We start from the raw sequence: 19,549 nt of genomic DNA, 5'->3' as shown, positions 1-19,549 counted from the left end.
CGCTGCCGCGGCGTAACTAGTTGCCAGAAGCCAGCGAGGTTAGTTGCGTAAGCAGTTTCGCTGGTTCATCACCTGAAAGCTGTGCGTCTACAGGCAAATACCACCAATTTTCTTCTGCAAAGGCCCGGCATTTCACCGCATCTTTTTCAGTCATTACCAGCGTTTGCCCGGCGCTTACCAACGCACTGACATCCGCATGGTTCAAAGACTGATGATCGGCCAGCGGTACACATTTTTCCGGTTGTACGCCACACATCTTCAGCGTGGCAAAAAAGCGCGGCGGATGCCCAATCCCCGCCATCGCCACTACATGTTCAAGCTGAGCAACGTCACAACGCGTACCGGTACGTAAATTCACCGCCTGACCCGGCAGCAGATGCATGGGGATTTCACCGCTGCGAGGGACACCGCCGTTGACGATTACCGCATCAACCGACTTTAAGCGCCCCGCTCGCTCACGCATTGGCCCCGCCGGCAACCACCAGCCATTGCCAAAGCGACGCACACCATCAATAACGACAATTTCCACATCACGCGCCAGACGGTAATGCTGTAAACCGTCGTCGGTTACGATGATCTGCACATCAGGGTGTTGCGCCAGAATGGCTTTTACCGCATCAGAACGAACGGGAGAAACCGCAACAGGCGCATCAGTGCGTTGATAAATCAACACAGGTTCATCACCCGCCTGTGCTGTGGTGGTATCTGCCGACAATAACAGCGGATAAGATTCAGCCTTACCACCATATCCCCGCGATACGACCCCCACGCGAATACCGCGCTGTTGCAACTGTTCCACCAGCCAGACAACGACCGGGGTTTTTCCGTTGCCGCCTGCGGTGAGATTACCAACCACGACAACCGGTACGGGGGCACGCCAGGCGCGCTTCAGTTTTAGTTTATAGCAAAGACGGATCGCGCCACTCACCAGGCCATACAACCAGGAGAGTGGCAGCAATAGCCGCCACAAAGGGGATTCACCAGACCAGATTTTTTCGATCATTGGCCAAACTGCATTTTGTGAAGTTGCGCGTAAACGCCGCGGTGCTCAAGCAAATCGTTATGCGTACCGCGTTCCACAATGACACCATCCTCGACGACCACGATTTCGTCTGCCTTTTCAATGGTAGACAAGCGGTGGGCAATCACCAGAGAGGTACGGTTTTTCTGCAACTCATCCAGTGCCGCCTGAATCGCACGTTCGGATTCGGTATCCAGAGCCGAGGTAGCTTCATCCAGAATCAGAATCGGGCTATCACGCAGCAAGGCTCGAGCGATAGCAATACGCTGACGCTGACCGCCAGAGAGCAGCACGCCGTTTTCACCAATCACTGTATCGAGACCGTTATCCATCTTATTGATGAAGTCCATGGCGTAGGCCATCCGCGCCGCTTCTTCAATTTGCTCACGGCTGTACTGTTCAGTCCGTGCGTAAGCAATGTTGTTAGCAACCGTATCGTTAAACAGATGGACATTCTGCGACACCAGAGCAACCTGGTTACGTAACGACGCCAGGGTATACTCGCGCAGATCGTGACCATCCATCAGGATTTCGCCTTCATCAATATCGTAAAAACGCGTGATCAGGCTGGCGATGGTTGATTTACCTGAACCAGAGCGTCCAACCAGAGCAACCGTCTTCCCTGCCGGAATTTTCAGGTTGATGTTACGCAATGCGGGTACGTCACGTCCCGGATAAGTAAAGGTGACATTGCGGAATTCCACGTCGCCAGTCGCACGCTCGATCACGCGCTTACCTTCGTCTTTCTCCTGCTCACTGTCCAGAATGGTAAACAGCGTCTGACAAGCCGCCATACCGCGCTGGAACTGGGCGTTAACGTTGGTCAGCGATTTCAGCGGACGCATCAGTGCAATCATTGAAGAGAAAACAACGGTAATCGTACCGGCAGTCAGGTTATCCATAACACTTGGGAAGCTCGCCGCATACAGAACAAACGCCAGCGCCAAAGAGGCGATCAGCTGAATGATCGGATCAGAGATGGAAGAGGCTGAAACCATTTTCATCCCCTGAAGACGCATTCGGTTACTGACTTTATCGAAGCGTTTCGTTTCCACTTCCTGACCACCGAAAATCAATACTTCTTTGTGGCCCTTCAGCATTTGTTCTGCACTGGTGGTCACTTGCCCCATGGTGTTCTGCATGTTTTTACTGATGTTGCGAAAACGCTTCGATACTACGCGAATCGCAATCGAAACAATCGGTGCCAGCACAATCAAAATGATCGACAGTTGCCAACTGTAATAGAACATCATGATGAACAGGCCGATGATCGACGCACCTTCACGCACAACAGTAATCAGTGCGCCGGAAGAAGAAGAAGCAACCTGTTCGGAATCGTAGGTGATACGTGACAACAGCGTACCCGTTGACTGTTTGTCAAAGAATGAAACTGGCATTCCCATCATGTGACCAAACAGGCGGCGACGCATGGTCATTACCACCTTTCCTGATACCCAGGAGATACAGTAGCTGGAGACATAGCTGGTGATACCACGTAAAATCATCAGTCCGATCACCACCAGCGGCATCCACACCAGCACGGAGCGATCTGTTTTACCAAAGCCATCATCAAGAAGTGGCTTAAGGAGCGATAACATGAAGGTATCGCTGGCTGCGTTGAGGATTAACGCTACGCCCGCCACGATCAGACCCGCTTTGAAAGGCGCAATGGTTGGCCACAGTCGGCGGAATGTCTGCCACGTAGAGAGATCTTTGTCGTTATGCATTCAAAAAACCAGCATTTGTTGAAATAGCCGCATATTCTACCCGTTATCCACTGGCACGCCAAACCACTGATGATACCAACGAGGTAAAATTTGCTCTCTGAGGCTGCTAATCCGCCAGCCTTGTGCTGAAAAATTGACCGTCACTTGACCCTGATGTGGAGTATCAAGCCATTGATATCCTTTCTGTTGATAGCGATGCTTAACTTTGTTAGAGGGCAATCGCCATGCGTTATAGCGCGATGCCGATGCGAGTGCCACTTTTCCATTCACTCGCTGAATTAATGGCAACGATGATGAGGTATTACTGCCATGGTGAGGTACCTGAAGCAATGTTGCCTGCACTTGCTGCCAGTAACGGCTTAGCATCTTTTGTTCAGCTGGGGCTTCAATATCACCGGTTAGAAGAATGCTATTCGTCCCGTCATCAACCTTAACCACACAGGAATGGTTATTTCCCTTATCGTTGCTACCTTGTAAAGGCCAGTGCGCGCTGAAACGCAATCCTTGCCACTGCCACGCTTCGCCACGCACACAGGGCTGATGATGTTCCCAGTTTAACGGACTTCTGATCCATAACATCGGCCATATATGCAATATTGAATCCAGCCCTCCCCGGTGATCCAGATGTTCATGGCTCAGAATAACGCCTTCCGGTTCAAGATTATGCCAGTGGAGCCAGGGGATAATCAGTTGTTGCCCACTATCCCCTTCAGGCCAGTCCTGTGTCATAGAGAATCGCTTTGCCGTTTCTGGCTATCACCATTGCCAGCCCTTGCCCGACATCAAGCATGTACAGCTGCCACTCGTCAGGTCGAGGTTTTTGCCACAGCGGCCAGCACATCAGCAAGCCTCCAGCCACACACATTGCTGGCAACGTTCGCCAGGCGTTTAATCGCCATACCACCAGTAAGAACCATGGGGAAAATGATAGCCATTGCCAACATTCAACAATGTTGATCCACCCTTCCGGCAAACTCTTTAACCCCCAGAAAAGTAAAGCCAAAGACCGGTCGGCAAGAAACCATAACCCCTGTTCCAGGATTAACGGCCCGCTAAAATGCACAACCATCGCGGCGAGGATCAACGGAACCGTGATAAATGTCACCAAGGGAATTGCAAATAGATTTGCAATAAACGAGGTCAGACTAATGCCATGAAATATGACGATTTGCATGGGCATAAGCAGGAGTGTGATTCCCAGTTGCAGATGGATGAGGGAAACAACTGCACGCAATACCGGCGGCAGTTGCCACTCAGGACAGGGAAACCACTGATACCAAAAAATCAGTGCCGCGACCGCAGCGGCAGAGAGCCATAAACTTTGCGAGAGAATGGCAACAGGATCCATCAGCAAAATTGCCGCCAGACAACATATCCATACATCCCAGCCACTCCACTGTCGCCCACTTAACTTAAGCATTCCCCACGTAGCAAGCGCCACCACGGTACGCAATGCAGGAGGTTGCATTCCCGTCAACCAGGCATAAAAAGCAGCACAGCAGATTCCGCCAATTAATGGTATTTGCCAGTGGATCCAGCGCCCAGGCAGAAAAATTTGTCCACTGCGAATGAGTCCGGCAGCCAGCAACGCCGCAAAAGCGATGTGCAATCCCGATATCGCCATTAAATGCGCCGTTCCAGTATCGCGCATGATATTTTTGATTTCTTTGGGGACGGATAACCGTTCCCCCATACCTAAACCAAGAATAACCGCATTCCACGGATAGGGTTGCAGCGTTGTTTGTAGTGACGCCAGATACTGTGCACGCAGGCTACAATTCGGTTCAATGACACTTGCCTGCAGAAAACGGCCGGTGAGCGGCTGATGCTGGGCAATGGCATAACGCTGGCTATCAAAGCCGCCATCATTAAGTTGGCCATGAACTGCACGAACTTTGAGTTTCATTGACCATTGTTGTCCAGCACAAACCGCTTGCGGAAGTTATTCGCCATACAGCACAAGGCCTGGCGCAGGGAATATACGTCGACCTTGTAGATAAGTAATTTGACCGTAATGAGTGGTCATGCCGTCAGTTGCAGTGATCTCAACAATTGCATCCTGCGTCGCGCCAGTTAAGGTTTCTCCTGCCCACAAAATTTGCTTTGCTGATAATATGCCCCAAACGAAAAACAGCAACGTCAGCGCGATATAACGGACGGTTTTAACAGGGATAAATGCCAGTACGCAGGCGAAGAGAGTCAGAAACGCAAGGGTTAATGTCCTAGGCAATTGGGGCAAAATCAGCAACGGAAAAATTCCGCAAATTATGCATACGCCGACTGTCGTTATTTTCATGCACCCCTCCCTGTTTATGGAAAGTGTGCAACTTTGTTGAGCGGTTGTCTGGTGGGAATTTTGCGTTCCCCGAGGCACATTCAGAAGAATTTAACGAAAGGGTGAAAACTGCTCAAAACTCTGCGAGGCAGCTTCCAGTTCCTGATTAGAGAATTGAAAAAAGCACCCGACAGGTGCTTTTCTCGCGTTCAAGTTTGAGTAAAAACTTAACCGTAAATATTGGCGCGATCGCGCAGTTCTTTACCAGGTTTAAAGTGAGGAACGTATTTTCCTTCCAGTTCTACTTTATCGCCAGTCTTCGGATTACGTCCGGTACGTGGTGCGCGGTAGTGCAAAGAGAAACTGCCGAAACCGCGGATTTCAATACGCTCGCCCTGCGCAAGAGTCGAGGCCATATGCTCCAGCATCTCTTTTACTGCATCTTCAACCGTCTTGGCGGGAATGTGCGATTGCTGGGTGGCAAGTCTTTCTATCAATTCTGACTTGGTCATGATTCCTCCGGTTCCTTAAAGGCAAATTAAGCGGCTGCTGTTGCTGCATTGATTAAGGGCGGCCGTAGCCGCCCTTAGTGCTTGATTACAGGACGAAACCTGCAATCTGTCAAGTAAACTCAACAAACTTCGGAATAAAAATCCCGAAGAGTCAGAGAATTACTCGCCTTTAGCTGCTTTGAAAGCTTCAGCCATTGCGTTGTTGGAGAAGTTTGCATCTTCCTGTTTGTTAACAGTTGCGATTGCATCTTTCTCGTCAGCTTCGTCTTTCGCACGAACAGACAGGCTGATTGCGCGGTTTTTACGATCAACGCCGGTGAATTTAGCTTCAACTTCGTCGCCAACGCTCAGAACCAGGGTAGCGTCTTCAACGCGGTCACGGGATGCTTCAGAAGCACGCAGGTAACCTTCAACGCCGTCAGCCAGTTCTACGGTTGCGCCTTTAGCGTCAACTGCAGTTACTTTACCGGTTACGATAGCGCCTTTCTTGTTCAGAGCAACCCAGTTGTTGAACGGATCTTCTGCGAGCTGTTTAACGCCCAGGGAGATACGTTCACGTTCTGCGTCAACCTGCAGAACAACTGCAGCGATTTCGTCGCCTTTTTTGTATTCACGAACTGCTTCTTCGCCTGCAACGTTCCAGGAGATGTCAGACAGGTGAACCAGGCCGTCGATGCCGCCGTCCAGGCCGATGAAGATACCGAAGTCAGTGATAGACTTGATTTTACCTTCAACACGGTCGCCCTTGTTGTGGGTTTCCGCGAACTGCTGCCACGGGTTAGCTTTGCACTGTTTCAGACCCAGGGAGATACGACGACGTTCTTCGTCGATATCCAGAACCATAACTTCCACTACATCGCCAACGTTAACAACTTTGGACGGGTGGATGTTTTTGTTGGTCCAATCCATTTCGGAAACGTGTACCAGACCTTCAACGCCTTCTTCGATTTCAACGAAGCAGCCGTAGTCAGTCAGGTTGGTCACGCGACCAGTCAGTTTGGTACCTTCCGGATAACGTTTAGCGATAGCTACCCACGGATCTTCGCCCAGCTGTTTCAGGCCCAGGGATACACGGGTACGTTCGCGGTCGAACTTCAGCACTTTAACAGTGATTTCGTCGCCCACGTTGACGATTTCGCTCGGATGCTTAACGCGTTTCCAGGCCATGTCAGTGATGTGCAGCAGGCCGTCAACGCCGCCCAGATCAACGAATGCACCGTAGTCAGTGAGGTTCTTAACGATACCTTTAACTTCCATGCCTTCCTGCAGGTTTTCCAGCAGCTGATCGCGCTCTGCGCTGTTTTCGGATTCGATAACGGCACGACGAGAAACAACAACGTTGTTGCGCTTCTGATCCAGCTTGATTACTTTAAATTCAAGCTCTTTGCCTTCCAGGTGCAGAGTGTCACGCACCGGACGAACGTCTACCAGAGAACCTGGCAGGAACGCACGAATACCGTTCAGCTCAACAGTGAAGCCGCCCTTAACTTTGCCGTTGATAACACCGGTAACAGTTTCAGCATCTTCGTAAGCTTTTTCCAGCGTGATCCAGGCTTCGTGACGTTTAGCTTTCTCACGGGACAGCAGAGTTTCACCGAAGCCGTCTTCTACTGCGTCCAGAGCAACGTCAACTTCGTCACCTACCTGGATTTCCAGCTCGCCCTGGGCGTTTTTGAACTGCTCAGCCGGGATGGCGGACTCAGATTTCAGACCAGCGTCAACCAGTACTACGTCTTTGTCGATAGCAACAACAACGCCACGAACGATAGAACCCGGGCGGGTTTCGATTTCTTTTAAGGACTCTTCAAAGAGTTGAGCAAAAGATTCAGTCATGTTTAATCTTCAGGTTTATATTTAACGTCCACCTGGCTCCATGCCGGATGGGGTTGTTTAACATACCCGCTGTCATTCCATTGCAACGGGGGTACTGCAAATTCGGTCGCTTATGCGAGAGCCAATTTCTGGCGCGCGTATTGTAGCGCTTTTTCAATCAATTGCTCAATGCTTAAGGTGGTGGAATCCAACACTAAAGCATCGGCTGCCGGAACCAGTGGCGCTACCGCTCGGTTACGATCGCGGTCGTCGCGTTCTTTGATCTCGGCCAAAAGGCGCTCGAAGTTAACACTAAAGCCCTTCTCCTGCAACTGTAGCATGCGGCGATGCGCACGTTCTTCCGAGGAGGCGTCAAGGAAAATTTTCACTGGTGCATCAGGGAATACCACCGTTCCCATGTCGCGGCCATCGGCAATCAGACCTGGTAATTCGCGAAACGCGCGTTGGCGACGCAATAATGCTTCACGAACGCGTGGGAATGCCGCGACTTGTGAAGCCGCATTCGCCACTTCCTGAGTACGAATTTCGCCGCTGACATCTTCCCCTTCGAGGATCACTTCCAGATTGCCATTGGTCGACACAAAACGTACATCCAGATGGGATGCCAGCGGTACCAGCGCATCTTCCGACGCAACATCAACATGGTGATGTAATGCCGCCAATGCCAGTACGCGATAAATTGCACCCGAGTCCAGCAGATGCCATTGCAACGCTTCCGCCATAGCCTTACACAAGGTGCCTTTCCCTGCACCGCTTGGGCCATCAATGGTAATAACCGGGGCAATTGCCGTCATCTTTATCTCCTTAAAACAGGCGTACCGTTAACATAACCGCGCGCATTATACGCGCCGACGCCACAAATCGTTAACGTTGTGTGCAAAAACCAGTTTTGTCTGTATTCAGATGGGGATTTATTGCGCAATTATAGCGGGCTGGCAGAAGACCAGCCCGAAAGATGACAATGATTTACTTACCAGAGGCGATACGATCACGGATGTGTTGCGCACGCTCTGTTGATGGTGGGTGAGAGTCAAACATGGACTGGGTGCGACCGCCATCCAGGCTAGCCAGTTTTTCAAAGCTGCCAACCAGCCCCTGGGTGCTGATGCCACGTTTCTTCAACAGATCAAAAGAGAAATCATCTGCTTCGGACTCTTTATCACGGGAGTATTTAGCATTAATAGCGCCTTCTGCGATATCACCCAATTGTGAGCGGGAAAGCTGGGAAGCCACACCGCTGGTAGCTGAAATGGCATCGCGTGCGGCAACGATCGCATAAGAAGCTTTCATTTCAGCCAGCGAGTGACCCAACGCGACGTGGCCCAGTTCATGGCCCAGAACACCTTCAATTTCGTTGTCATTCATCATGTCCATCAGGCCACTGTAGACACGAACACAGCCGTTCGCCATCGCCCATGCGTTGACGTCGCTGGTCATATAAACCTTATAGTTGACCGGCGTGCCATTAATATTGTTACCCAATGCTTTGGCGATTTTTGCCAGACGTTTACCGTACTTGCTGGATTTACTTGCGACTTGATTGCCGCTGTCCATTTCGGCACAGCCCTGATTGGCAATCGCTTTTGCATCGGCATCGCTTAATGTTGCTGCTTTATAGGCATTTAAACCGGAGCTGATAGCCATATTGGTATCAATACCGTGGGTATTTTGACACCCTGTCAGTAATGCTGCAGAGGTCGCAATCGCCAGCAGTAATTTAGTATTCTTCATGTGAATCATCCGTTGATTAATCATATATAAATATTATGTATCAACAACTTACATTGACAAGCGACGCTACCATTAATCAAAATGACTCACAAGGTCCGAAAAAAAACGCCGACAATGTGCCGTAATGCCAGTCAGTTAAGCAACTGACTGGCTCTTTTTCGGGGCTGTGGGGTATTTCCAGGGCCTCTCCTTTACCACTCTCGGGAAGGCCCTTCCCCTTCTCGTCGGTAATTTCACAAGTTGTCCCATACTTGCAAGATCGCTCATCAGCTCCGGTATACGTCCCGGTGAAGCGCCCTGCAATGTCATCAGCATTCTCATCACCATTCCGCATGATTCTGAGAAACTCAGTTGATTCGGCCAGTAACCTTTCAGATGTTCCGCCATTTTAATCATCTGATATCTCACCAGATTATAAGCCAGTAAGACACCCCACAGCTCTTGCTCCACAAGCTCCGGCTTTTTACTTCTCAGCGTCAGCCTGCTCAGTTGCATCGTCTGTTTTATCTCCCTGTATCCCAGTTCGATTTCCCAGCGATTACTGTACAGATCCGCCATTTCTCCTCCGGGGAAGCGCATGGCGTCCGTCATCGACGTCAGCAGATGGCAGACTTTTCCTTTGCGCGTCACGGTCAGCAGGCGGGCTGTCACTTCATTTCCCAGTCCCGGCCACTTTTTTCGTGCCTGCGGGCTGGTTTTCAGCTTCACCAGATGATCGCCTTTACCCAGTTTTCTGAGCTCTTCATATTGCGCTCCCTTTCTGAGAGGTATCATCCAGTGGCGGTGTTCTCCCGCCAGGCTCCAGCCATTTAACAGTCCCAGTGAGTAATAACCTTTATCCATTAACGTCAGAGTGTTATCGCCGGTTTGTCCTATAAGTTGCTCAGCAAGCTCATTTTCGCTGTTCTTCATCGTGCCGAAGGCTGCAGCCGTCAGCAGATGGCTGGTCAGTTCCATCTGGCAGACCATTTTGACCTGCGGGTAGAGCGCCGGGTTCCCGGCATGTGTCTGGCGGGGGAAGGCTGCATCGTTCTCTGGTGTATCCGGTGTGCGCCAGAACACACCATCGATGGCCAGCAGGGTCAGGCCGCACCAGTGCGGATGCGGCGTGGCGTTATGCCAGAGCTGCGCTGTTTTCGTGAACATGCGGCGGACAGCCTCACTTCCCAGGCGCTGGCGGGCCTGAATAACGGCACTGGGGGCAACGAAGGGGCGATTGCCCGGCAGCATGATGTCCAGGCGATTCACAATCTGGTGAAGAGGTTCTTTACGCTCAAGCACCATGCCAACAATACACCAGACCATCATTTCGAGGGGAAGACGGCGCTTGCGTAGCGTTACAGTACCTGATTCGGCAAGGCAACGAGAGATGAGTTCGGGGGCGAGGTAATCCCCCAGAGAAGTCAGTGGGTTACGCAGAGAATCGTAACGGGATACCAGATCAAGAGCCTGTCCAATGTGCATAAAAAAATCCGGAAACAAGTGAGCGTTTCCGGATTCTTACACAGCCACTGGATCGGTCAACTGATCCTTAACTGATCGGCATTACGACAATGTGCCGACGTTTTGATAAAGAAAGATTTGGCTATTTATTGCCCGTTGTTCATTCAGGCTGCCTGGCTAATCCGCGCCAGCTGCTCGAAATAATCCGGAAATGTTTTGGCCGTGCATTTGGGATCAAGAATCGTCACTGGTGTATCTGACAACGCCACCAGCGAGAAACACATCGCCATCCGGTGATCATTGTATGTCGCGATCTCGGCAAAGTTCAGTTTTTCCGGAGGAGTGATACGAATGTAATCGTGCCCCTCTTCCACTTCCGCGCCGACTTTACGCAGTTCTGTTGCCATCGCAAACAGGCGATCGGTCTCTTTAACACGCCAGTTATAGATATTGCGCAGCGTGGTGGTGCCTTTTGCAAATAACGCCGCCGTGGCAATGGTCATCGCCGCATCAGGAATATGGTTCATATCCATATCAATAGCGTTCAGTTCACCACGCGTGCAGGAAATATAATCATCGCCCCAGCAAATGGTCGCGCCCATTTTTTCCAGCACATCAGCAAAGCGAATATCACCCTGCATACTGTTACGTCCAATACCGGTCACTTTTACAGTGCCGCCTTTGATTGCTGCTGCTGCCAGGAAGTAAGAAGCCGAAGATGCATCGCCTTCGACCAAATAAGTACCCGGAGACTGATAAGACTGCCCGCCTTTTACGACAAATTGTTGATAGTGCTGATTTTCAATTTCAACACCAAACGTCTTCATCAGATTGAGTGTGATGTCGATATAAGGTTTAGAAACCAGATCGCCTTTAATACGAATCACCGTATCTTCCGGCGCAAGAGGCGCAGTCATTAACAGTGCGGTGAGGAATTGGCTGGAAACGGAGCCATCAACGTCAACGTTGCCGCCAGTAAAGCCGCCCTGTAAACGCAACGGCGGATAATTTTCTTGTTCCAGGTAAGTGATCTTCGCCCCGCCCAGGCGCAGCGCATCCACCAGATGACCAATCGGGCGCTCTTTCATACGCGGCTCACCGGTCAGCACAATATCATTGCTATCCAGACAAAGAGCTGCCGCCAGCGGACGCATTGCCGTTCCGGCGTTACCGAGGAACAACTCCAGGGCACCTTCTGCGTGTAATGGACCGCCGTTACCGATAATTTCGCAACGCGTACGATCGGCTGAAAGCGTATAGCTTAACCCTAACGCTGTTAATGCATTCAGCATATGGCGCACGTCGTCGCTATCCAGCAGATTGGTTAATACTGTTTTGCCGTGTGCTAATGCCGCAAGCAATAAAGCGCGGTTAGAAACGCTCTTGGAACCGGGCAGATTAATAGTGCCATCGACACGAGCGATGGGTTGTAACGTCAGGGATTCCATGAACTCAACTCTCTACAACAGAAATAAAAACCCCACAGGCTGGCTGTGGGGATTAAGCAAAATTTCGGCATTAACCGTGACGGCGTTCGAACTCAACCATGAAGTCTGTCAGCGCTTTAACGCCTTCCAGCGGCATGGCATTATAAATAGACGCGCGCATTCCGCCGACCACACGGTGTCCTTTCAGTGCATGAAGGCCTGCAGCAAAAGACTCTTCAAGGAACAATTTGTCAAGCGCACTGTCCGCCAACTGGAACGGCACGTTCATCCGCGAACGGTTAGCTTTCGCCACGTCATTGCGGTAGAAATCGCTGTTATCAATCACCCCATATAGCAGTTCTGCTTTTTGCTGATTGATTTTATCCATTTCAGCTACACCGCCGTTCGCTTTCAGCCATTTAAAGACCAGACCAGATAGATACCAGGCAAATGTCGGCGGCGTGTTAAACATGGAGCCGTTATCGTTGAGGATGGAATAATCCAGAATCGACGGACACGCGATATTCGCTTTACCCAGCAAATCTTCACGAACGATGACGATTGTCAGGCCAGCCGGGCCGATATTTTTCTGCGCGCCAGCGTAAATTACACCATAACGGCTGACGTCAATCGGACGGGAAAGAATGGTTGAAGAGAAGTCGGCGGCGACCACCACATCTTTGCCGAAGTCTGGCGTCTCGTCGATGGCGATACCGTCGATGGTTTCATTCGGGCAGTAATGCATATAAGCCGCATTATCAGAGAGTTGCCATTCACGCATTGGCTTAACCGCGCGCAGACCATCAACAGTCACTTTGGCGTCAAAGACATTAGGCGTGCAGTATTTTTTCGCTTCTTTAATGGCACTTGCCGCCCAGTAACCGGCATCAACATAATCTGCGGTGGTTTTATCACCGAGAATATTCAGCGGTACCGCAGCAAACTGACCGCGACCACCGCCATGGCAGAATAATACCTTGTAGTTGGAGGGGACATTAAGAAGATCGCGAAAATCCTTCTCGGCTTCCTCTGCAACCTGAATGAACTCTTTGCCACGGTGACTCACTTCCATCACCGACGTACCAAGACCGTTCCAGTCGCGCAGTTCCTGTTGAGCCTGTTTAAGCACCTCTGCCGGTAGCATTGCCGGACCAGAACTAAAATTGAAGATTTGAGCCATTTCCCCTCACCACGTTGCGTTGCTATTAACCCGCGGTCAATCGATTGCGACCACAGGTAATACATTATTCCTGTGGCTATCGGTTTTATCATTCAGTGACACACATCGCAATGAGTAAAACCGTTGAGGGCAAAAATGTGGCTTGCATCACACAAAAGAATCTCTCGGATTATTAGCAAAAAGCCGATGTTTTTACTGTCAGGTCACCCGTTTTGCCCGACTTGCCTTCGTCCATTCTGGATTTGCACAGCGCGGACATAATTGTTTTTCCCCCGCGTTCATATGAATGATTTCACTACAACGAATGCAGGCATAGTCCGCCGACTCCGGCACCACTTTGTAACGCTGCGTACAATCACTGGGTAAAATAAGTAAACCCGGTTTCACCTTGTCATCTTCAAAGAAATAGACACTGATTTGCCCGTTGGTTTCGAGAATCGCCAGACGTACCTGCCCCAGCTGCTCCACGCCACGCAATCGTAGCTCCATAAAGAACTCAAATTCCGTCATGTTGGAGTTATTGAGTTTCGACCAGGCCAGCTCGCCATCACATTACCAGGCGGTATAACAACGCCAGAGTGATAAAGACGATAAGTACCGGCACCATCGGCACATCATCATAAAACGCCACATCTCCCGCCGCTGAACCCAGCGTGAGAATGATTAACACTTCAAACAGCGACATCTGTCGCACACCGCGTCTTCCGGTCATTTTGAGGAACAAAAAACCAGTACAAAGGTATAAAGACTACGTAGTGCAACTTCGCCAAGGAAATCAAAAGGCACTTTATCAAATGCCATACGGTGGAGATCGAACGCCTTCATTTTTATGCTCTTAACGTGGTTTATCCGCTAAAAGCATAGTCAACAGTTCATCGGCATGGCGGCGGTGATAGCGCCTTTGAGATAAAACCCGTATTATTGCGCGCTTTCCGTACGACTAAAGTGATTTTCATGACGCAAACATTTATCCCCGGCAAAGATGCCGCTCTGGAAGATTCCATCGCTCGCTTCCAGCAAAAACTTTCAGACCTCGGCTTTCAGATTGAAGAGGCCTCCTGGCTGAATCCCGTGCCTAACGTCTGGTCTGTACATATTCGCGACAAAGAGTGCGCACTGTGTTTTACCAACGGTAAAGGCGCAACCAAGAAAGCGGCGCTGGCTTCTGCACTCGGTGAATATTTCGAGCGTCTCTCAACCAACTACTTTTTTGCTGATTTCTGGCTGGGCGAAACCATCGCCAACGGTCCATTTGTGCATTATCCCAACGAAAAATGGTTCCCACTGAGCGAAAATGACGATGTGCCAGAAGGGCTGCTCGATGACCGTCTGCGCGCATTTTACGATCCGGAGAATGAATTGACCGGCAGTATGCTGATTGACCTACAATCCGGTAACGAAGATCGTGGTATTTGCGGTCTGCCGTTTACGCGCCAGTCCGACAATCAGACCGTTTATATTCCGATGAATATCATTGGTAACCTGTACGTTTCTAACGGTATGTCCGCTGGCAATACCCGCAACGAAGCACGCGTTCAGGGGTTGTCCGAAGTTTTCGAACGCTACGTGAAAAACCGCATTATTGCTGAAAGCATCAGCTTGCCGGAAATCCCGGCAGACGTGCTGGCGCGTTACCCAGCGGTGGTTGAAGCGATCGAAACACTGGAAACAGAAGGTTTCCCGATCTTCGCATATGATGGTTCCCTTGGCGGCCAGTATCCGGTGATTTGCGTGGTACTGTTTAATCCTGCAAACGGCACCTGCTTTGCCTCTTTCGGTGCGCATCCTGATTTTGGCGTAGCACTGGAACGTACCGTGACCGAGCTGCTGCAAGGTCGTGGCCTGAAAGATTTGGATGTGTTTACTCCGCCAACCTTCGATGATGAAGAAGTCGCTGAACATACCAACCTCGAAACGCACTTTATCGATTCCAGCGGTTTAATCTCCTGGGACCTGTTCAAGCAGGATGCCGATTATCCGTTTGTGGACTGGAATTTCTCCGGCACCACGGAAGAAGAGTTTGCTACGCTGATGGCTATCTTCAACAAAGAAGATAAAGAAGTTTATATTGCCGATTACGAGCATCTGGGCGTTTATGCTTGCCGTATTATCGTGCCTGGCATGTCCGATATTTATCCGGCTGAAGATCTGTGGCTCGCGAATAACAGTATGGGCAGCCATTTACGTGAAACGATTCTTTCGCTACCAGGCAGCGAGTGGGAAAAAGAAGATTACCTGAACCTCATCGAGCAACTGGATGAAGAAGGTTTTGATGACTTTACCCGCGTGCGTGAGCTGTTGGGTCTGGCGACCGGGTCGGATAACGGTTGGTACACCCTGCGTATCGGTGAATTAAAAGCCATGCTGGCGCTGGCTGGTGGCGATCTGGAACAGGCTCTGGTCTGGACCGAATGGACGATGGAGTTTAACTCATCAGTATTTAGTCCGGAACGCGCCAACTATTATCGCTGCCTGCAAACGTTGTTATTACTGGCACAGGAAGAAGATCGCCAGCCGCTGCAATATCTGAATGCGTTTGTTCGCATGTACGGCGCAGATGCCGTAGAAGCCGCCAGTGCGGCAATGAGCGGCGAAGCGGCGTTTTACGGCCTGCAACCGGTAGATAGCGATCTGCACGCGTTTGCTGCACATCAGTCGTTGTTGAAGGCCTACGAAAAGCTGCAGCGCGCCAAAGCAGCATTCTGGGCAAAATAAAATCAAATAGCCTACGCAATGTAGGCTTAATGATTAGTCTGAGTTATATTACGGGGCGTTTTTTTAATGCCCCGCTTTACATATATTTGCATTAATAAAATAATTGTAATTATAAGGTTAAATATCGGTAATTTGTATTTAATAAATACGATCTATATTGTTACTTTATTCGCCTGATGCTCCCTTTTAATTAACTGTTTTAGCGGAGGATGCGGAAAAAATTCAACTCATTTGTTAATTTTTAAAATTTATTTTTATTTGGATAATCAAATAGTTACTCCGTATTTGCATAAAAACCATGCGAGTTACGGGCCTATAAGCCAGGCGAGATATGATCTATATCAATTTCTCATCTATAATGCTTTGTTAGTATCTCGTCGCCGACTTAATAAAGAGAGAGTTAGTGTGAAAGCTGACAACCCTTTTGATCTTTTACTTCCTGCTGCAATGGCCAAAGTGGCCGAAGAGGCGGGTGTCTATAAAGCAACGAAACATCCGCTTAAGACTTTCTATCTGGCGATTACCGCCGGTGTTTTCATCTCAATCGCATTCGTCTTCTATATCACAGCAACCACTGGCACAGGCACAATGCCCTTCGGCATGGCAAAACTGGTTGGCGGCATTTGCTTCTCTCTGGGGCTGATTCTTTGTGTTGTCTGCGGAGCCGATCTCTTTACTTCCACAGTGTTGATTGTTGTTGCTAAGGCGAGTGGGCGCATCACCTGGTGTCAGTTGGCTAAAAACTGGCTAAATGTCTATTTTGGCAACCTGGTCGGCGCACTGCTGTTTGTACTTTTAATGTGGCTTTCCGGCGAGTATATGACCGCAAATGGTCAATGGGGACTAAACGTCCTACAAACCGCCGACCACAAAGTGCACCATACTTTTATTGAGGCCGTCTGTCTTGGTATCCTGGCAAACCTGATGGTATGTCTGGCAGTATGGATGAGTTATTCTGGCCGCAGCCTGATGGACAAAGCGTTCATTATGGTGCTGCCGGTCGCGATGTTTGTTGCCAGCGGTTTTGAGCACAGTATCGCAAACATGTTTATGATCCCGATGGGTATTGTAATCCGCGACTTCGCATCTCCGGAATTCTGGACCGCTGTCGGTTCTGCACCGGAAAATTTTTCTCACCTGACCGTGATGAACTTCATCACTGATAACCTGATCCCGGTTACGATCGGTAATATTATCGGCGGTGGTTTGTTGGTTGGGTTGACATACTGGGTCATTTACCTGCGTGAAAACGATCACCATTAATGGTTGTCGAAGTACGCAGTAAATAAAAAATCCACTTAAGAAGGTAGGTGTTACATGTCCGAGCTTAATGAAAAGTTAGCCACAGCCTGGGAAGGTTTTACCAAAGGTGACTGGCAGAATGAAGTAAACGTCCGTGACTTCATTCAGAAAAACTACACTCCGTACGAGGGTGACGAGTCCTTCCTGGCTGGCGCTACTGAAGCGACCACCACCCTGTGGGACAAAGTAATGGAAGGTGTTAAACTGGAAAACCGCACTCACGCGCCAGTTGATTTTGACACCGCTGTTGCTTCCACCATCACCTCTCACGACGCTGGCTACATCAATAAAGCGTTGGAAAAAGTTGTTGGTCTGCAGACTGAAGCTCCGCTGAAACGTGCTCTTATCCCGTTCGGTGGTATCAAAATGATCGAAGGTTCCTGCAAAGCGTACAACCGCGAACTGGACCCGATGATCAAAAAAATCTTCACTGAATACCGTAAAACTCACAACCAGGGCGTGTTCGACGTTTACACTCCGGACATCCTGCGTTGCCGTAAATCCGGTGTTCTGACCGGTCTGCCAGATGCTTATGGCCGTGGCCGTATCATCGGTGACTACCGTCGCGTTGCGCTGTACGGTATCGACTACCTGATGAAAGACAAATACGCTCAGTTCACCTCTCTACAGGCTGATCTGGAAAACGGCGTAAACCTGGAACAGACTATCCGTCTGCGCGAAGAAATCGCTGAACAGCACCGCGCTCTGGGTCAGATGAAAGAAATGGCTGCGAAATACGGCTACGACATCTCTGGTCCGGCTACCAACGCTCAGGAAGCTATCCAGTGGACTTACTTCGGCTACCTGGCTGCTGTTAAGTCTCAGAACGGTGCTGCAATGTCCTTCGGTCGTACCTCCACCTTCCTGGATGTGTACATCGAACGTGACCTGAAAGCTGGCAAGATCACCGAACAAGAAGCGCAGGAAATGGTTGACCACCTGGTCATGAAACTGCGTATGGTTCGCTTCCTGCGTACTCCGGAATACGATGAACTGTTCTCTGGCGACCCAATCTGGGCAACCGAATCTATCGGTGGTATGGGCCTCGATGGTCGTACCCTGGTTACCAAAAACAGCTTCCGTTTCCTGAACACCCTGTACACTATGGGGCCGTCTCCGGAACCGAACATGACCATTCTGTGGTCTGAAAAACTGCCGCTGAACTTCAAGAAATTCGCCGCTAAAGTGTCCATCGACACCTCTTCTCTGCAGTATGAGAACGATGACCTGATGCGTCCGGACTTCAACAACGATGACTACGCTATCGCTTGCTGCGTAAGCCCGATGATCGTTGGTAAACAAATGCAGTTCTTCGGTGCGCGTGCAAACCTGGCGAAAACCATGCTGTACGCAATCAACGGCGGCGTTGACGAAAAACTGAAAATGCAGGTTGGTCCGAAGTCTGAACCGATCAAAGGCGATCTCCTGAGCTACGATGAAGTGATGGAGCGCATGGATCACTTCATGGACTGGCTGGCTAAACAGTACATCACTGCACTGAACATCATCCACTACATGCACGACAAGTACAGCTACGAAGCCTCTCTGATGGCGCTGCACGACCGTGACGTTATCCGCACCATGGCGTGTGGTATCGCTGGTCTGTCCGTTGCTGCTGACTCCCTGTCTGCAATCAAATATGCGAAAGTTAAACCGATTCGTGACGAAGACGGTCTGGCTATCGACTTCGAAATCGAAGGCGAATACCCGCAGTTTGGTAACAATGATCCGCGTGTAGATGACCTGGCTGTTGACCTGGTAGAACGTTTCATGAAGAAAATTCAGAAACTGCACACCTACCGTGACGCTATCCCGACTCAGTCTGTTCTGACCATCACTTCTAACGTTGTGTATGGTAAGAAAACTGGTAACACCCCAGACGGTCGTCGTGCTGGCGCGCCGTTCGGACCGGGTGCTAACCCGATGCACGGTCGTGACCAGAAAGGTGCTGTAGCGTCTCTGACTTCCGTTGCTAAACTGCCGTTTGCTTACGCTAAAGATGGTATCTCCTACACCTTCTCTATCGTTCCGAACGCACTGGGTAAAGACGACGAAGTTCGTAAGACCAACCTGGCTGGTCTGATGGATGGTTACTTCCACCACGAAGCATCCATCGAAGGTGGTCAGCACCTGAACGTTAACGTGATGAACCGTGAAATGCTGCTCGACGCGATGGAAAACCCGGAAAAATATCCGCAGCTGACCATCCGTGTATCTGGCTACGCAGTACGTTTCAACTCGCTGACTAAAGAACAGCAGCAGGACGTTATTACTCGTACCTTCACTCAATCTATGTAATTAGATTTGACTGAAATCGTACAGTAAAAAGCGTACAATAAAGGCTCCACGAAAGTGGGGCCTTTTTTAGCACGAGAGCCTTTTT

General features: G+C 50.0%; 12 protein-coding genes, 2 pseudogenes and 2 other annotated features. Of the genes and pseudogenes, 3 read left to right on the top strand and 11 right to left on the bottom strand.

The features are described 5' to 3' along the window. Positions 1–16: 16 nt before the first annotated feature. The 11 genes and pseudogenes from lpxK to SF0901 all read right to left on the bottom strand — a co-directional run bounded on the left by lpxK (position 17) and on the right by SF0901 (position 13,974). Positions 17–1,003 carry a tetraacyldisaccharide 4'-kinase gene (gene lpxK / locus SF0911; protein ID NP_706833.1) on the bottom strand — a complete coding sequence of 329 codons (987 nt, stop codon included), beginning with the start codon at positions 1,001–1,003 and terminating at the stop codon, positions 17–19. Continuing rightward, a complete protein-coding gene (gene msbA / locus SF0910) occupies positions 1,000–2,748 on the bottom strand; it encodes a lipid transporter ATP-binding/permease (protein ID NP_706832.1) in 1,749 nt (582 codons plus the stop codon). Before msbA ends, lpxK begins: the two co-directional genes overlap by 4 nt. Before the next feature lie 36 nt (positions 2,749–2,784). After that, positions 2,785–5,121 (bottom strand) — a sequence feature (Similar to Escherichia coli K12 conserved hypothetical protein gi: 1787142 (781 aa). BLAST with identity of 98% in 779 aa. This CDS contains an in-frame stop codon. The sequence has been checked and is believed to be correct.). Next, a pseudogene (gene ycaI, locus SF0909) lies at positions 2,785–5,121 on the bottom strand. (Overlaps the previous feature by 2,337 nt.) Before the next feature lie 129 nt (positions 5,122–5,250). After that, a complete protein-coding gene (ihfB, locus tag SF0908; protein ID NP_706831.1) occupies positions 5,251–5,535 on the bottom strand; it encodes an integration host factor subunit beta in 285 nt (94 codons plus the stop codon). A 159-nt stretch (positions 5,536–5,694) separates the two neighbouring features. Next, positions 5,695–7,368 (bottom strand): 30S ribosomal protein S1, encoded by a 1,674-nt coding sequence (gene rpsA / locus SF0907; RefSeq protein ID NP_706830.1) that lies wholly within the window; start codon positions 7,366–7,368, stop codon positions 5,695–5,697. A 110-nt stretch (positions 7,369–7,478) separates the two neighbouring features. After that, complete coding sequence (gene cmk / locus SF0906; protein NP_706829.1) at positions 7,479–8,162, bottom strand: cytidylate kinase; 684 nt, start codon at positions 8,160–8,162, stop codon at positions 7,479–7,481. 172 nt (positions 8,163–8,334) lie between these two features. Then, positions 8,335–9,099, bottom strand: coding sequence for a heat shock protein (ycaL, locus tag SF0905; RefSeq protein ID NP_706828.2), 765 nt, complete (start codon positions 9,097–9,099; stop codon positions 8,335–8,337). A 121-nt stretch (positions 9,100–9,220) separates the two neighbouring features. Further along, positions 9,221–10,648 (bottom strand) — a mobile genetic element. Further along, positions 9,235–10,581 (bottom strand): insertion sequence IS4 transposase InsG, encoded by a 1,347-nt coding sequence (locus SF0904; RefSeq protein ID NP_706827.1) that lies wholly within the window; start codon positions 10,579–10,581, stop codon positions 9,235–9,237. Its footprint overlaps the feature before it by 1,347 nt. A 58-nt stretch (positions 10,649–10,706) precedes the next feature. Beyond that, the gene (aroA, locus tag SF0903) at positions 10,707–11,990 is read right to left on the bottom strand and encodes a 3-phosphoshikimate 1-carboxyvinyltransferase (protein NP_706826.1); all 1,284 of its coding nucleotides are present in this window, start codon (positions 11,988–11,990) and stop codon (positions 10,707–10,709) included. A 70-nt stretch (positions 11,991–12,060) separates the two neighbouring features. Next, positions 12,061–13,149 carry a 3-phosphoserine/phosphohydroxythreonine aminotransferase gene (gene serC, locus SF0902; protein ID NP_706825.1) on the bottom strand — a complete coding sequence of 363 codons (1,089 nt, stop codon included), beginning with the start codon at positions 13,147–13,149 and terminating at the stop codon, positions 12,061–12,063. A gap of 198 nt (positions 13,150–13,347) precedes the next feature. After that, positions 13,348–13,974 (bottom strand): annotated as a pseudogene (locus SF0901). A gap of 129 nt (positions 13,975–14,103) precedes the next feature. Here SF0901 and ycaO point away from each other — a divergent pair. The 3 genes from ycaO (at position 14,104) to pflB (ending at position 19,464) form a co-directional block, all read left to right on the top strand. Next, positions 14,104–15,864 carry a hypothetical protein gene (gene ycaO, locus SF0900; protein NP_706823.2) on the top strand — a complete coding sequence of 587 codons (1,761 nt, stop codon included), beginning with the start codon at positions 14,104–14,106 and terminating at the stop codon, positions 15,862–15,864. A gap of 405 nt (positions 15,865–16,269) precedes the next feature. Then, positions 16,270–17,127 carry a formate transporter gene (gene focA / locus SF0899; RefSeq protein NP_706822.2) on the top strand — a complete coding sequence of 286 codons (858 nt, stop codon included), beginning with the start codon at positions 16,270–16,272 and terminating at the stop codon, positions 17,125–17,127. 54 nt (positions 17,128–17,181) lie between these two features. Beyond that, positions 17,182–19,464: a formate acetyltransferase 1 gene (gene pflB / locus SF0898; RefSeq protein ID NP_706821.1), complete on the top strand. Its 2,283-nt coding sequence runs from the start codon at positions 17,182–17,184 to the stop codon at positions 19,462–19,464. Positions 19,465–19,549 lie beyond the last annotated feature (85 nt).

This window comes from Shigella flexneri 2a str. 301 (assembly GCF_000006925.2).
Classification (GTDB): domain Bacteria; phylum Pseudomonadota; class Gammaproteobacteria; order Enterobacterales; family Enterobacteriaceae; genus ECMA0423.
This window is presented reverse-complemented; position numbering and strand designations above follow the sequence as displayed.